Here is a 14383-nt window from a genome sequence, read left to right on the forward strand (position 1 = left end):
GTCAGAGTGCCGCTTTCTCCAGGGCCTCGTCGACATCGGCGACGCCGCGATGCCGAGCCAGTCGCCGCGCCGCAGTCAGTGCGGTGGCGCTGGCTGCGACCACCCCGGCAACGGCCTGGACCGGAAGCTGCATTTCGTCCGACAGCGGCCGGGCGTACGTACGCGAGGCCGCGACCGCGAACGGTGCCGTCGTCGGCATCGCTCCCAACGGCCGCAGGGTCGACATGATCTGCTGGAAGACCGGGCAGTGGGCCAACGGCAACCACCGGACGGACTGACCGGCGTGCGACGACCGGCACGCGCCGAACGTTCCCGTCGGCCACCGCCCGCCCGCCACGACCGGTCAGGTCGAGTCGCGGACCACCAGCTCCGTCGGAAGCACCAGCTGCGGCCGCTCCATCGTTCCGCGGGCGGCGATCTGCCGGAGGAGGAGGGCGGCCATCGTCCGGCCCATCTCCTCGATCGGCTGCCGGACACTCGTGAGGGCCGGGTCCATGTGGCGGGCCACGGCCGAGTCGTCGAAGCCGACCAGGGCGACGTCGCCGGGGATGCGGCGGCCCGCCTCGCGCAGGGCCTGCCTCGCGCCCGCCGCCATGACGTCGGAGGCGGCGAAGACGGCGTCCAGGGCCGGGCGTCGCCTCAGAAGGGCCAGCATGGCGCGGCGGCCGCCCTCCTCGGTGAAGTCGGCGGGCTCGATCAGTTGCTCGTCGGGGGCGATGCCTGCCGCGGCCAGGGCTTGCCGGTATCCGTCGAGGCGGCACTGGGCACCGAAGACATCGAGGCGGCCGGTGATCGTCGCGATGCTGCGGCGGCCGCGGGTCAGGAGGTGGCCGACGGCCGCGCGGGCGCCCTCGGTGTTGTCGGAGTCGACGGCGGCCAGTGGCTCGTCCTCCGAGCGGCGGCCGCTGATGACGGCCGGGATGGTGAGCTGCTCCAGCAGATCGGGCAGGGGGTCGTCGGCGTGCACGGAGACCAGCAGGACACCGTCCACACGGTCCGCGGCCAGGTACTGGGCGAGCCTGCGCCGCTCCCGGTCGGAGCCGGCGAAGGTCAGCAGCAGCTGCATGTCGGTGTCGGCGAGCGCCGCACCGACACCCCTGACGATGTCGGAGAAGTACGGCTCGGCGAAGAACCTCGCCTCGGGCTCGGGCACGACGAGGGCGATGGCGTCCGTGCGGTTGGCGGCGAGCGCGCGGGCCGCGCGGTTGGGTACGTATCCGAGTTCGGCGACCGCGGCCTCCACCGCGGCCCGGGTCTCCTCGCTCACCCGGGGCGAGCCGTTGATCACCCGGGAGACCGTGCCGCGGCCGACGCCGGCGTGCGCGGCGACCTCTTCGAGGGTCGGCCTGTGTCCGCCCCTGCCTCCGGCACGGGCGCCGGCAGCACCCGCCCGAACGCCGGTCTTCCGGCGATCCACCATGTCCGCCTCCCCGTGCTCCGTGGCCGAGAACATTACGCGTCGGGTGCCTTGACACCCCTCCGGGGAGCCGCGACCCTTCAACACATCACGTATGGGAGCGCTCCCACCGTACCTCACTCATACAGGACCCGCACGTTCCCCGCCCGAGCCGCACGCTCCAACGAACGGGCGCACCAGGTCAGTTGGCCGGGGGGTCGGCACGTCAGGGCACAAGGAGGACGCAATGCGCAGGACCGTAATCCTCGCGGTCGTCGCAGCGCTCGGCGCCGGGCTGCTGGCCGGCTGTGCCGAGGACAGTGACGAACCCGCCGGCAGCAGCTCGAAGGGCGGGGGCGGCGGAAAGGGCAGGACCACGATCACGGTGGGGGTCTTCGGCGCCTTCGGGCTCAAGGAGGCCGGGCTCTACGACGAATACATGAAGCTCAACAAGGACGTCGTCATCGAGCAGACCTCGATCGAGCGCAACGAGAACTACTATCCGCAGCTGCTCACCCATCTGGGCAGTGGCAGCGGACTCGCCGACATCCAGGCCGTCGAGGTCAACAACATCGCCGAGATCACCTCGACCCAGGCGGACAAGCTCGTCGACCTGGGCAGGACCGAGGGCGTGACCAAGGGCAGCTTCCTGCCGTGGAAGTGGGCACAGGCCACGACCAAGGACGGAAAGACGGTCGGCCTCGGCACCGACATCGGCCCGCAGGGCATCTGCTACCGCAAGGACCTGTTCGCCAAGGCCGGACTGCCCACGGACCGCGAGGCCGTCGGCAAGCTCTGGGCGGGCGACTGGAACAAGTACCTGGCGGCAGGAAAGCGGTACAAGGCGAAGGCGCCCAAGGGCACCGCCTTCGTGGACTCGGCCTCCGGTGTGATGGCAGCGATCACCGGCAGCAGCGCCGATCGGTTCTACGACGAGAACGGCAGGATCGTCTACAAGACCAACCCTGCGGTGAAGTCCGCCTGGGACGTCGCCGCCTCCTTCGCGACCGAGGGACTGACCGGCAAACTCCAGCAGTTCACCCCCGCCTGGGACCAGGGCTACGCCAACGGCACCTTCGCCACGGTCTCCTGCCCCGCCTGGATGCTCGGCTACATCCAGGACAAGGCAGGGGCGGCCGGCAAGGACAAGTGGGATGTGGCCCCGGCTCCCAAGCCCAGCAACTGGGGCGGCTCGTTCCTGATCGTCCCCGAGGCGGGCAGGAACAGGACCGAGGCGGCGAAGCTCGCGGCCTGGCTCACCGCACCCGAACAGCAGGCGAAGCTCTTCGAGAAGCGCGGCAGCTTCCCGAGCGCGTCCGCCGCCTACTCGATGCCGGCGGTCTCCGGCGCCGAGCACGAGTACTTCGGGAACGCCCCGATCGGCCAGATCTTCTCTGCGGCCGCGCAAGGAATTCCCGTGACCGTTCTCGGCCCGAAGGACCTGGTCATCGCCCAGAACATGGCGGACATCGGCATGCTCCAGGTCGACCAGAAGGGCAAGTCCCCGAAGGAAGGCTGGGATGCGGCGGTGAAGGCCATCGACAACGCGCTGGACCAGTGACCGCACCCGGCCCCGGTCCCCTGACCGGAACGGCGAACGACGCCGCAGCTGCCGCGCCCTCCCTGGGGAAGGAGGGCGCGGCCCCGGCGCGGACCCCGGCCGGGGACACCGCGGCGGCGGCACGACTCGGCGCGCGGCGCAGCCGCCGGTATCGACGTGACGCGCGGTGGAGCCCGTACGCCCTCATCGCGCCGTTCTTCGTGTTCTTCGCGGCGTTCGGGCTCTTCCCGCTGCTCTACACGGGCTGGGCCTCGCTGCACCGGGTGGAGCTGACGGCACCGAACGACATGGAGTGGGTGGGGCTGCGCAACTTCTCCCGCCTGCTGGAGGACGAGTTCTTCTGGAACGCGCTGCAGAACACCGTCACCATCGGGCTGATCTCGACCGTGCCGCAGCTGCTCGTCGCGCTCGGCATCGCGCATCTGCTCAACTACCGTCTGCGCGGCTCGATGTTCTTCCGGGTCGCGGCCCTCACCCCGTACGCCACATCGGTGGCCGCCGCGACGCTCGTCTTCGTGCTGCTCTTCGGGCGCGACTACGGGATGGTCAACTGGGCACTCGGAGTGATCGGGATCGACCCCGTCGACTGGCAGAACGGCCGGTGGACCTCGCAGATCGCGGTCTCGACGATCGTGATCTGGCGCTGGACGGGCTACAACGCGCTGATCTATCTCGCGGCGATGCAGGCCATACCGAACGACCTGTACGAGTCCGCAGCACTGGACGGGGCCTCGCGATGGCAGCAGTTCCTGCACGTCACCATCCCCTCGCTGCGGCCGACCATCCTCTTCACCTGTGTCGTCTCGACGATCGGCGCGACCCAGCTGTTCGGCGAGCCCCTGCTGTTCAACGGAAGCGCGGGTGCGACGGGCGGCGCGGAGCATCAGTTCCAGACGCTCGGGCTCTATCTGTACGAACAGGGCTGGGTGAACCTCCATCTCGGCCGGGCCTCGGCGATCGCCTGGACGATGTTCCTGATCCTTCTGGTGATCGGCGCGGTGAACCGGCTGCTCGTCCGCCGGCTCCGCAAGAGCGTGTAGGGGGCTGATGTGCTGACGACGAAACAGCGTCGCTCGACGAACCAACGCGCGACCGAACGGACGCGACAGGGAGCCGGCCGCCAGTTGCACGGAGGGCGGATCACCTACGCCGTGCTGATCGTGTTCACCGTGGGCTCGCTCTTCCCTCTGGTGTGGACGGCGGTCGCTGCCTCCCGTACCAGTGGCAGACTTGCGCAGACTCCCCCGCCCTTCTGGTTCGGCGGCAATCTCTTCCGGAATCTCGAGATCGCCTGGACCGACGCCAACATGGGCACGGCTCTGCTCAACACGACGATCGTCGCGGGATCGGTGGCGGCGGGAACGGTCGCCTTCTCCACGCTCGCCGGGTTCGCCTTCGCCAAACTCCGCTTCCGCTTCAAGAACCTCCTTCTGCTGCTCGTGATCGGCACGATGATGGTGCCGCCGCAGCTCAGTGTCATACCGCTGTACATGCTGATCGCCGAGCTGTCCTGGACCGACCAGCTGCAGTCCGTCGTCCTGCCCACGCTCGTCAGCGCCTTCGGCGTCTTCTTCATGCGGCAGTACCTGAGCGAGGCACTGCCGACCGAGCTGATCGAGGCGGCCCGGATGGACGGCGCGAGCAGCTGGCGCGTGGTGTGGCATGTGGTCTTCCCGGCCGCGCGGCCCGCCATGGCGGTCCTCGGCATGCTGACCTTCGTCATGGCCTGGAACGACTTCTTCTGGCCGATCATCGCGCTGACCCAGAACGGCAGCCCCACCGTGCAGGTGGCGCTGACCGGGCTCGGCCGCGGCTACATCCCCGACCAGTCGGTGATCATGGCCGGTGCGCTGCTGGGCACACTGCCGCTGCTGATCGCCTTCGTGATCTTCGGCAGACAGATCGTCGGGGGCATCATGCAGGGCGCGGTAAAGGGCTGACATCGGACGTCCCACCGTGCGACGCCTTCCATGCCTCCCCACATCTCCCCCTACCTCCTCGCACCTCCGTCTTCCCCCTTTCCCGCACACACGTTGGGAGCTCCTCCATGTCCGTCAGCTTTCCGCCCCGCTTCCTGTGGGGCACCGCCACGGCCGCGTACCAGATCGAGGGCGCCGTGCGGGAGGGGGGCCGTACACCGTCGATCTGGGACACCTTCAGCCACACGCCCGGCAGGGTGGAGAACGGGGACACCGGCGACATCGCCGTCGACCACTTGCACCGCCGTGCCGAGGACGTCCGGCTCATGGCCGGCCTCGGCGTCAACGCGTACCGCTTCTCCGTCTCCTGGCCGCGGGTCCAGCCCACCGGCCGTGGCCCCGCCGTCCAGCGAGGTCTCGACTTCTACCGGGCGCTCGTCGACGATCTGCTGGAGCACGGGATCACGCCCGTACTGACGCTCTATCACTGGGATCTGCCGCAGGAGCTGGAGAGCGCGGGCGGCTGGCCCGAGCGGGACACCGCGAGCCGCTTCGCCGACTACGCCCGTATCGTGGCCGAAGCGCTGGGCGACCGGGTAGAGCGGTGGACCACGCTCAACGAGCCCTGGTGCAGCGCCTTTCTCGGATACGCCTCCGGCGTCCACGCCCCCGGCCGCACCGATCCGGTGGCCGCGCTGCGCGCCGCACACCATCTCAACCTGGCCCACGGTCTGGCCGCCCAGGCCCTGCGCACCGCGCTCCCCGCCCGTGCGCAGCTGTCCGTCAGCCTCAACCCCAGCGCGGTCAGGGCCCGTACGCCGTCGGCCGCGGACCTGGACGCGCGGCGCAGGATCGACGCACTGGCCAACAGGATCTTCACCGGCCCGATGCTCCAGGGCTCGTATCCCGGGGACCTCCTCGCGGACACCGCGCACCTCACGGACTGGTCCTTCGTCCACGGTGACGATCTGGCCGTCATCCGGCACCCCCTGGACTCGCTCGGGATCAACTACTACTCACCCGCTGTTGTATCAGCGGCCACCGACAGTGACCGCCGGGCCGCCGAGCGGAACGACGGCCACGGTGCGAGCGAGCACTCCCCCTGGCCCGGCGCCGGCTCGGTCGCCTTCCACCAGCCGCCCGGCGATGTCACAGAGATGGGCTGGTCCGTCGACCCCACCGGACTCCATGAGCTGCTGATGCGCTACACGCACGAAGCCCCGGGCCTGCCGCTGATGATCACCGAGAACGGTGCGGCGTACGCCGACAAGCCTGGCGCGGACGGAAGCGTCCACGACCCCGAGCGGATCCGCTATCTGCACGGCCATCTGTCCGCCGTGCACCGGGCCATCGCCGACGGGGCGGACGTACGCGGCTACTTCCTCTGGTCCCTGATGGACAACTTCGAGTGGGCGTACGGATACGGCAAGCGCTTCGGCGCGGTCCACGTCGACTACGACACGCAGGCCCGCACCCCGAAGTCCAGCGCCCGCTGGTACGGACAGCTGGCCAGGACAGGGGTGCTCCCCGATTGCTGAGCTCCTCCGGCGGCGGACGCAGCCGCTGGAGGAGGAGAAGAAGGAGGAGAAGGAGGGTGCGCGCCCCGGCCGGGGGTGGGGGGACCGGCCGGGGCACGCCGCGGGGGGGCCGTCACCGGTACGCGGCGAACGCCTTGGTGAACGCCAGCGGCTCCTGCAGGATCGAGCTGCAGCTCGCGTCGGCCGAGTTCTGCGCACCGCCGGGGCACTGCTTGTCACGGGTGGACGACCACATCGCCAGCCTGCCGATGCCCTTCGACCGGGCGAAGCCGACGAGCTGGGTGGCGTCGTCGACCTTGAAGACCTCGGTCGTGACGTCGTTGACGCCGATCATCGGGGTGATGGCGACGGCCTTCCACGCGGCGGCGTCCGAGAGCCCGAGCACACCCTTGATCTGCGCCTGGGTGGCCGTGGCGGCCTGGATCGCATACGTGCCCATGTCGCCGCTGTACGCGGGTCCGTAGTCCATCGCCATGATGTTGACGGCGTCGGCCCTCACCCCGTTCTTCTTCGCGTCGGCGAGCAGGTCGACGCCGGCCTGGGTGAGACCCTCCGGCATCACGGGCAGGGTGAACGACACGTCCAGGCCCGGGTGTTCCTTCTGGAGCTGGGCGATGGCCTGCGAGCGGCGGGTGTTGGCCGCGGTGTCCGGAAGCGCCGCGCCCTCGATGTCGAAGTCGACCTTCGTCAGCTTGTACCGGTCGACGACCTTGCCGTACGCCTTCGCCAGGTCGCCGGACGACGAGCAGTTGAGCGCGAGCTCGTGGCCGGCCGCACCGCCGAACGAGACCCGGACGTCGCCGCCCTTGGCGCGAAGCGCGGACACCTGTCCCGCGACCTTGTCGTTCTCGAGGTCGGTGACACCGCCCCAGAGCGGTGCGCAGCTGCCTCCCGAGGTGATGAAGGCGAGGGTGAAGTCCTTCACTCCGGTCCTGGCCGCGGTGTCGAGCATGTCGTACGCCGGGTGGAGCGACGTGTCGATGTACGGCTCGAACTTCGCCGCCCCGCCCGTCGGAGCGGTGGCGGTGGCGGTCGGCACGGGTGTCGGCGTGACCGTCCGTGTCGGCGTCCCGGTCGGGCCGGGCGGTGTCGTGGGGGTGGTCGCCGTCGGGGCGGGCTCGGGCCGTTCGGTGGGGCGGCCGCCGGGCTGTGGCGTCGCGCCCTCGTCGATGGAGCAGGTGGCCTCGTCGATGAGGCAGCCGGACGGGTCGCCCGCACTGCCGCTCGCCGAGGTCACGAAGCCGACGGTGACGGACGCTCCGGGCGCCAGCTCCTTGTTCCAGTTCGCGGGCTTCACGGTGACGTGCTGCCCCTGGATGGTGTGCTCCCCGTTCCAGAGGGAACCGATCCTCGTCCCTGCGGGCAGGTCGAATTCGAGGGTCCACCCGGACCGGGCCTCGCCGGTCTCGTTCCTGATGACGTACTGGCCGGTGTAGCCGCCGTCCCAGGAGCTGGTCCTGGTGTACGCGGCGCCTACCGCGGCCGCCTGCGCCGTACCGGTGAGGGAGAACGCCGCGCCGGCGGTGGCCGCGGCGGCCACGAAGGCGCCTATCGCCTTCGACCAGCCGCTCGCCCTGCGCCGGTGCGTGCTGCTGCTGCCCATCGCGTGCCTGCCTCTGTCGCGGAAACGGGGGTGGGGGGATGCGGCAGCACGCTAGCGAGTCCGGAACGGGCAATTCAGCCGATCCGGACGTGGGCCGAGATTCTTAGGGTGGGCTTAAGGACGCCATCGGCGGCGATTAATGGTGGACCGGACCTCGCCGCTTGCGCCGGCCCGTCCTGCTGCCCAGGCGCTTCTGCGAAGGGCCGCGGGTACCGCCGAGACCGATCCAGATCCGGACCTCCGTACCCCCGAGCACCGAGTGCCCGATGCGTACGTCGCCGCCCGTCGATTCCGCGACCCTCCGCACGATGTCGAGTCCGAGGCCCGTCGAGCCGTCCCTGCCCCCGCTGTTGCCCCGCGCCATCGCCGCCTCCGGGTCCGCGATCCCGTGCCCCGCGTCCGACACCAGCACGATCACGGCGTCGTCCCCGTTGTGGACGTCCACCGAGAAGGCCGTGCCCTCGGGGGTGTGGCGGAAGACATTGCCGAGCAGCGCGTCGAGGGCGGCGGCCAGTTCGGGGCGGGCCACGGGGATGCGAACCGGGCGGTCCACGCCCGCAAGACGCACCTTGCGCCCCTCGTCCTCCGCGAGCGCCGACCAGAACTCCATGCGCTCACGCACGACTTCGGAGACGTCGCACCCCGCCCCCGGCCCCGTGGCCTGGGTCTGCGGCTTGGCGTCCCGCGCGGTGCGGATGATCGTGTCGACCTCCCGCTCCAGCTGTGCGACGGCCGCCCGGGTCTGGTCCGCGGCGGGGCCTTCGCCGAGCGAGGCGGCGTTGAGCCTGAGCACCGTCAGCGGCGTACGGAGCCGGTGCGACAGATCCGCGGCCAGCTCCCGCTCGTTGGCGAGCAGCTGGACGACCTGGTCGGCCATCGAGTTGAACGCGACGGCGGCGGACCGCAGCTCGGTGGGCCCTTCCTCGGGCACCCGCGCCCCGAGCCTGCCCTCGCCCAGGTCCTGCGCGGCGCCCGCGAGCCGCTGGGCCGGTTGCACCATGCGTACCCCGAGCCGGTCGGCGACCGCGACCGACCCGACGATCAGCGCCGTGCCGACCCCGGTCAGGACCAGCCAGGCGGTGGTCACACCGTTGCTGACCTCGTCCTCCGGTACGAACACCTCGACGACCGCGATCTTCCCGGAGCTGAGCGCGGTCGGCTGGAGCAGCGCAGAACCGTCGGTGACCTCGGTGATCGAGGCGCGGCCCATCTCCTGGGTGGCGGCGAGGTCCCGCATGGCGGCCCGCCGGGTCCCGATCTCCAGCTCCTGGCCGCCGGTCTCGTCCGACGCGGGGATGTGCAGTGCCATCCGCCCGGCCGCACCGGCCTGGGTGGAGGCGACGGCGCGTTCCAGCTGCCCGCGGTCGGTGGTGATGGAGAGGGTGGGGCCGATGGCGGCGGCCTGCCGCTCGGCATTGGAGAAGGCGCGGTCCCTGGCCATCTCCTGGATGACGACTCCGAGCGGTATCGCGAAGGCGATCACGACCATCGCCGTGACCGCGAGGGAGACCTTGACCAGGGCCCATCTCATATCGGTCGGCTCGCTTCGTTAAAGGCTGCTCCCGCTGCGGCTCCGACTGCGGCTCTCACTGCGGCGGCTCCAGTTTCACTCCCACACCCCGCAGGGTGTGCAGATAGCGGGGGCGAGCGGCGGTCTCCCCCAACTTCCTTCTCAGCCAGGACAGATGCACATCAATGGTCTGGTCGTCGCCGTACGCCTGCTGCCAGACCTCGGCGAGCAGCTCCCTGCGCGGTATGACGACACCCGGCCGTCCGGCGAGAAAGGCGAGGAGGTCGAACTCGCGGCGGGTCAGATCGAGCCGGTCCCCGTCCAGTTCGGCCTGCCGGCGCAGCGGGTCGATCGACAGACCGCCGACCTGGATGACCCTGCTGGGCGGGGCCTCGCCAGCCGCGGCCCGTGAGCGTCTGAGCACGGCGGACATCCGCGCGGACAGATGCTCCACCGAGAAGGGCTTGGTGAGGTAGTCGTCCGCACCGTCGTTGAGCAGCCGTACGATCTCCGTCTCGTCGTCCCGCGCGGTCGCGATGATCACGGGTACGTCGGTGATCCCACGCAGCATCTTCAGCGCCTCCGCCCCGTCCAGATCGGGCAGTCCCAGGTCGAGAATCACCACGTCGAACCGGAAATGGGCCACCTCGCGCAGCGCCTCGAGGGCCGTGCCGACGCTCCGTACGGTGTGGGAGGCCTCGGTCAAGTGCCTGATGAGGGCGGAGCGCACGAACTGGTCGTCCTCGACCACGAGCACACTTGCCATGGGCGGCACCGTACGCCATCCGGCCGCTGCGGTAGCAGATGATGTCACTTCGCGGTCCCCTTGGGACAGGGGTGACGCACGTGGTGCAGTATGGCCCCGATGCGGAGAGGACTCATACACGCCGTCGCGTGGTCGCTCGCCACGGGCGCGGCGGTCACGCTCTCGTGGTGGGGTGTGCACACGGTCATGGCGGGGACGGCGTACGACCGGCCCCGCGCGCTGCCGATCACGACGGACGGCCGGACGACACAGGGCGCACGGCCGCCGCAGTCCTCCTCGACGCGGCAGCCCGAACCCCCGTCGCCCGCCGTCTCGTCGGGCGCGAAGCCGGACGACACCGGCAAGCCCTCCCCGTCCGCTTCTGCCACCGGCGACGGCGGGCCGAGCAGCGGCCCGACCCGGAGCAAGCCCCCGTACTCGCCCCCGCCCGCGGGGAACGTGAAGAGCTATACGGTCGAGGGCGGCCGGGTCGCCTTCGACATCGGGACCGCGTCCGCGGAGCTGGTCTCTGCGACCCCTTCCGGCAGCTGGACGATGCAGGTCTGGAAGCAGCCGACCTACATCCGGGTGACGTTCTCTCAGAACGGCCGGGAGACCGATGTCTTCTGCACCTGGCACGACAGCGCACCGCGGGTGGTGATCGAAGAGCGCTGACCGTCGGCTTCCGGCATCCGGCCGCTACCGGAACACCGACGGCGGCGGCAGGGGTGACGGCCTGGCGCTCGCGTCGGTCACCACGGCCGCGCCGCCCGTGAAGTCGGCCAGCGTCCTGCCGTGTTCCACCCGTCCGGCGTGCGGGTCGCCCGCGACCCGGCGGGTCAGTTCGGCCACCGGCAGCGGCAGGTCGGACGCCAGCAGCACCGCGTTGCCGAAGCGGCGTCCGCGCAGCACCGTCGGGTCGGCGGCGAGCGCGAGCTCGGGAAAGACGGCGGCGGCAGTCGCTATCTGGCCGCGTAGATGGGCCAGCGGCGGGCCGTCGGCGAGGTTCGCGGCGTAGTGCCCGCCGGGCCTGAGCACCCGGCGCACTTCTGCGAGGAATTCCGTGCTGGTGAGGTGGGCGGGGGTACGGGCTCCGCTGAAGACGTCCGCGATGACGAGGTCCGCCCAGTCGTCGGGGAGCTTGCCGAGCCCGGCGCGGGCATCGGCCGGTCTGACCCGTATCCGGGCGTTCGGGTCGAGCGGAAGGCGGGCGCGGACGAGCTGGACGAGCGGTCCGTCAACTTCGACGACCTGCTGGGTGGAACGCGGACGGGTGGTGGCGATGTACCGCGCGAGGGTGAAGGCACCGCCGCCGAGGTGGACGGCGTTCAGCGGCCGGCCCCCGGGCGCCACGAGGTCGACGACATGACCGAGGCGGCGCTGGTACTCGAAGGTGAGCAGGGCGGGGTCGTCGAGGTCGACGTGGGACTGGGGGGCGCCGTCGATCACCAGGGTCCAGCCGCGGGGCCGGTCACGGTCCGGTATGAGCTCCGCGAGCCCGCCGTCCACGGTCTCGACGACGGTCTCCGGAGCCGCCGTGCGACCACGCTGTTGCTTCTTCCTTGCCACCTGCCCATTATCGGCGGTGGCCGGGGCGTACCCGACCTGCGGGGACCAGGGCCCGGTGTCCGGAAGAGCCGGCGCCTGGTCGTGTCCGCACAGCCGCGCCGTCCGGCCGAAGGGCAGGGCCTGCGGCGTCTGGTGCTGGGGGCACTCCCCCTGACTTCGCCGGGGGTACCCCCACCCGTGCCCGAAGGGCCACGGGGAATCGCAAGGCGGTGGGGTCCCGCCCGGCCGGAGGCCGGGGGACGCCGGTGACCGACGACAACGCAGCGAGGTGCGGCGTCAGGGCAAGCGAGCCCGGCAAGACCCGGACGAGAGACCCTAGATGCTGTCCGCCGCCTCGATCGTGCGCGCGGCCTCGCCGAGGGCTTCACGGAGCACGACGGGGTCGGTGACGTGCCCGGCGTCCCCGGGAGGGAGGAGCCAGCCACTGCCGGACAGCGGCGGTTCCGCGGGGACGGCCGGGGCACCGGGCTCGACGGGGATGCGCAGCCCGCGGCCCGACGTCTGCGTACAGGCGCTGCCGGGCATGTCCCACCCGGCCGCGGTGCCCGGTGGCACCAGGAAGCCCAGGGTGTCGCAGCCCCCGTCGTGGAGTACGGGGCCGACGGCCGGGAATCCGCCGCGTCGCAGGATGTCGACCGCTTCGAGACCCTGCCGGGCCGGCACGGTCACCAGGTCGCAGGGCGCGGACTGTTCTGCGGACGCCCCGCGCTCGCCGGGTGCGGGGCGTCCCTCGTGGCCCGGCACGGCCGGGCCGGGTACCGCGCTGCACTCCTCGGTGGGCAGGTGCTGGGCACTCGTCACGCTCGTCCGCGAGCCACTGCTGGTCTCCATGCCGGTCTCCAACAAGGGAACCCCTCCTCGCCGAGTGGGGATGCGTACTGCGTCCCCGAGGGGTTAAACGCCTGCACGCGTCAACGGCTACGGTGGCACGCCGCCGCAAAGGATGGCAGTTCATGGCGGATCGTGGGTGAGATATCCGGTTTGTAGCCAAACCCTGCGTACTCGGTCCGTCACGCCAGGTACGTTCTTGCTCCGCCGGAGCAAGAGAATCTCTGTAGCCGAAGAACCGGAGAAGGCGCCGGCAGTACCAGGAGAGGGCTCGGCCATGGCGTCGTCACGGGCAGTTCCCAACCTCATGTTCCGGCGGCTGCGCGGACAGCGCTCGCCGGGAGAGTTCGCTGCGCTCGTACGCAGGGCGGCCAGGGAGATCGGCGAGCAGGTCGCCTGCGACGCCCGCTACATCGGGCGCGTGGAGGCCGGCGAGATCCGCTGTCCCAACTACGCCTACGAACGGGTCTTTCTGCACATGTTCCCCGGTTCGACCCTGACCGATCTGGGGTTCTCGGCCCGCGAGGCGGTGAGGGGACGGGGAGCGCGGGGCCGAACGCCGCCTCCGGACACGTACAACAGCACCAACTGCACCAACAGCACCTACAGCAACGAGGAGAGCGACGTGCTGCGTCGCGCATTCATGACCAGCGGCACCGTCACGGTGGCGGCCGCATCCCTGGGTCTCGGCCCACTGCCGGGAACCGAGGGGCACCGTACCGACGTGCCCCGGCAGCGGATCGGCGAGTCCGAGGTGAGTGCCGTCGAGGAGGCGGTGCGCCAGATCCGGCTGCTCGACGACCGGCACGGTGCGGACGGGCTCTACCAGCGGGCGGCCCAGCCCCTGCGCACCGCGTACGCGCTGCTCGACGCGGGCGCCACCACACGTGGTTCGACCGCGGGACGACTGGCTTCCGGCGCGGGCGAACTCGCCATCTCCGTCGGCTGGCTGGCCCACGACTCGGGCCGCCTCGACGACGCCCGCTCGCACTACGCGGAGGCCCTGGCGACGTCGCGGGTCGCCGCCGACCCGGCCCTGGAGGCGCACGCCTTCTGCAACACGTCGTTCCTGGCCAGGGACGCCGGCCGGTATCGCGAGGCGGTCCGCGCCGCACAGGCGGGGCACCGCGCGGCGGGGCCCCTGGGGTCGGCCCGCCTGCTGGCGCTGCTGAGCCTGCGCGAGGCGGGCGGCTGGGCGGGGCTCGGCGACCGTCCCGGCTGCGAACAGGCGCTGTCCCGGGCCCATACGCACTTCGGGCGGGGCCCGTCGGACGCGGACCCGGAGTGGATGTCCTTCTTCGGCGAGCCCGAGTTGCAGGCGCTCGAGGCCCAGTGCTGGTCCGCGCTGGGCGACTGGTCGAGGGCCGCACGGCTCTCCCACCGGGCGACGGCCCTCCAGGATCCCCACTTCGCCCGCAACCTCGCGCTCTACGGGGCCCAGCTGTCCGGCGACCTGGCCCGCGGGGGCGCCGCCGCGGAGGCGGCCGCGGCCGGCGAACGGGTGCTCGATCTGCTCGACGAAGTCCAGTCGTCCCGTATCCGCGCGATACTCGCGGAGACCGCGCGGGTGCTCGTGCCGCGGCGTCACACCGCGGGGGTGGCCGACTTCCTGGACCGTCACGCGGAGACGGCGAGGGCGGCGGCTGCGGTCGCGCGGTGAACCGCGTTACGCCGTGAGCGGTTTCCGCCGTGAACGGTGGCCGCCGTGAATGTG

At 71.2% G+C, this 14383-nt stretch carries 13 protein-coding genes; 6 read left to right on the plus strand and 7 right to left on the minus strand.

Annotated features, from left to right (window positions below):
- Position 1: 1 nt before the first annotated feature.
- Together ACFU5O_RS03945 and ACFU5O_RS03950 are read right to left on the minus strand one after the other, a co-directional pair.
- Complete coding sequence (locus tag ACFU5O_RS03945; RefSeq protein ID WP_384235969.1) at positions 2 to 199, minus strand: hypothetical protein; 198 nt, start codon at positions 197 to 199, stop codon at positions 2 to 4.
- A gap of 144 nt (positions 200 to 343) precedes the next feature.
- Positions 344 to 1420 carry a LacI family DNA-binding transcriptional regulator gene (locus ACFU5O_RS03950; protein WP_384235970.1) on the minus strand — a complete coding sequence of 359 codons (1077 nt, stop codon included), beginning with the start codon at positions 1418 to 1420 and terminating at the stop codon, positions 344 to 346.
- Between the two features lie 223 nt (positions 1421 to 1643).
- On the opposite strand from ACFU5O_RS03950, the gene ACFU5O_RS03955 reads away from it, so the two are divergent.
- From ACFU5O_RS03955 to ACFU5O_RS03970, 4 genes are all read left to right on the plus strand, one after another.
- Positions 1644 to 2957, plus strand: a complete 1314-nt coding sequence (locus ACFU5O_RS03955; RefSeq protein ID WP_384235972.1) for an extracellular solute-binding protein — start codon at positions 1644 to 1646, stop codon at positions 2955 to 2957.
- Positions 2958 to 2977: 20 nt separating this feature from the next.
- Positions 2978 to 3997, plus strand: coding sequence for a carbohydrate ABC transporter permease (locus ACFU5O_RS03960; RefSeq protein ID WP_384236409.1), 1020 nt, complete (start codon positions 2978 to 2980; stop codon positions 3995 to 3997).
- A 12-nt stretch (positions 3998 to 4009) separates the two neighbouring features.
- On the plus strand, positions 4010 to 4897 hold the full coding sequence (locus ACFU5O_RS03965; protein ID WP_384236412.1) for a carbohydrate ABC transporter permease: 888 nt from the start codon (positions 4010 to 4012) through the stop codon (positions 4895 to 4897).
- Positions 4898 to 5004: 107 nt separating this feature from the next.
- Positions 5005 to 6414, plus strand: coding sequence for a GH1 family beta-glucosidase (locus tag ACFU5O_RS03970; RefSeq protein WP_384235973.1), 1410 nt, complete (start codon positions 5005 to 5007; stop codon positions 6412 to 6414).
- 112 nt (positions 6415 to 6526) lie between these two features.
- Here ACFU5O_RS03970 and ACFU5O_RS03975 read toward each other — a convergent pair whose 3' ends face one another.
- The 3 genes from ACFU5O_RS03975 to ACFU5O_RS03985 form a co-directional block, all read right to left on the minus strand.
- On the minus strand, positions 6527 to 8017 hold the full coding sequence (locus ACFU5O_RS03975; protein ID WP_384235975.1) for a cellulose binding domain-containing protein: 1491 nt from the start codon (positions 8015 to 8017) through the stop codon (positions 6527 to 6529).
- A 136-nt stretch (positions 8018 to 8153) separates the two neighbouring features.
- The gene (locus ACFU5O_RS03980; protein WP_384235977.1) at positions 8154 to 9548 is read right to left on the minus strand and encodes a sensor histidine kinase; all 1395 of its coding nucleotides are present in this window, start codon (positions 9546 to 9548) and stop codon (positions 8154 to 8156) included.
- Between the two features lie 55 nt (positions 9549 to 9603).
- Positions 9604 to 10293 (minus strand): response regulator transcription factor, encoded by a 690-nt coding sequence (locus ACFU5O_RS03985; RefSeq protein ID WP_384235980.1) that lies wholly within the window; start codon positions 10291 to 10293, stop codon positions 9604 to 9606.
- Between the two features lie 90 nt (positions 10294 to 10383).
- On the opposite strand from ACFU5O_RS03985, the gene ACFU5O_RS03990 reads away from it, so the two are divergent.
- Positions 10384 to 10947: a hypothetical protein gene (locus ACFU5O_RS03990; protein ID WP_384235982.1), complete on the plus strand. Its 564-nt coding sequence runs from the start codon at positions 10384 to 10386 to the stop codon at positions 10945 to 10947.
- Between the two features lie 24 nt (positions 10948 to 10971).
- Here ACFU5O_RS03990 and ACFU5O_RS03995 read toward each other — a convergent pair whose 3' ends face one another.
- The gene (locus ACFU5O_RS03995) at positions 10972 to 11841 is read right to left on the minus strand and encodes a spermidine synthase (RefSeq protein ID WP_384235984.1); all 870 of its coding nucleotides are present in this window, start codon (positions 11839 to 11841) and stop codon (positions 10972 to 10974) included.
- Positions 11842 to 12156: 315 nt separating this feature from the next.
- Positions 12157 to 12672, minus strand: a complete 516-nt coding sequence (locus tag ACFU5O_RS04000) for a hypothetical protein (protein ID WP_384235986.1) — start codon at positions 12670 to 12672, stop codon at positions 12157 to 12159.
- Between the two features lie 274 nt (positions 12673 to 12946).
- On the opposite strand from ACFU5O_RS04000, the gene ACFU5O_RS04005 reads away from it, so the two are divergent.
- A complete protein-coding gene (locus ACFU5O_RS04005) occupies positions 12947 to 14329 on the plus strand; it encodes a tetratricopeptide repeat protein (RefSeq protein ID WP_384235989.1) in 1383 nt (460 codons plus the stop codon).
- The last annotated feature ends 54 nt before the right edge of the window (positions 14330 to 14383 follow it).

The sequence above is a fragment of the Streptomyces sp. NPDC057445 genome (genome assembly GCF_042802855.1).
Lineage (GTDB): Bacteria > Actinomycetota > Actinomycetes > Streptomycetales > Streptomycetaceae > Streptomyces.

Excerpts from the sequence above, each read along its gene's own strand:
- ACFU5O_RS03945 (WP_384235969.1), bottom strand. The coding sequence starts at position 199 with ATGCCGACGACGGCACCGTTCGCGGTCGCGGCCTCGCGTACGTACGCC.
- ACFU5O_RS03950 (WP_384235970.1), bottom strand. The coding sequence starts at position 1,420 with ATGGTGGATCGCCGGAAGACCGGCGTTCGGGCGGGTGCTGCCGGCGCC.
- ACFU5O_RS03955 (WP_384235972.1), top strand. The coding sequence starts at position 1,644 with ATGCGCAGGACCGTAATCCTCGCGGTCGTCGCAGCGCTCGGCGCCGGG.
- ACFU5O_RS03970 (WP_384235973.1), top strand. The coding sequence starts at position 5,005 with ATGTCCGTCAGCTTTCCGCCCCGCTTCCTGTGGGGCACCGCCACGGCC.
- ACFU5O_RS03975 (WP_384235975.1), bottom strand. The coding sequence starts at position 8,017 with ATGGGCAGCAGCAGCACGCACCGGCGCAGGGCGAGCGGCTGGTCGAAG.
- ACFU5O_RS03980 (WP_384235977.1), bottom strand. The coding sequence starts at position 9,548 with ATGAGATGGGCCCTGGTCAAGGTCTCCCTCGCGGTCACGGCGATGGTC.
- ACFU5O_RS03985 (WP_384235980.1), bottom strand. The coding sequence starts at position 10,293 with ATGGCAAGTGTGCTCGTGGTCGAGGACGACCAGTTCGTGCGCTCCGCC.
- ACFU5O_RS03990 (WP_384235982.1), top strand. The coding sequence starts at position 10,384 with ATGGCCCCGATGCGGAGAGGACTCATACACGCCGTCGCGTGGTCGCTC.
- ACFU5O_RS04000 (WP_384235986.1), bottom strand. The coding sequence starts at position 12,672 with ATGGAGACCAGCAGTGGCTCGCGGACGAGCGTGACGAGTGCCCAGCAC.
- ACFU5O_RS04005 (WP_384235989.1), top strand. The coding sequence starts at position 12,947 with ATGGCGTCGTCACGGGCAGTTCCCAACCTCATGTTCCGGCGGCTGCGC.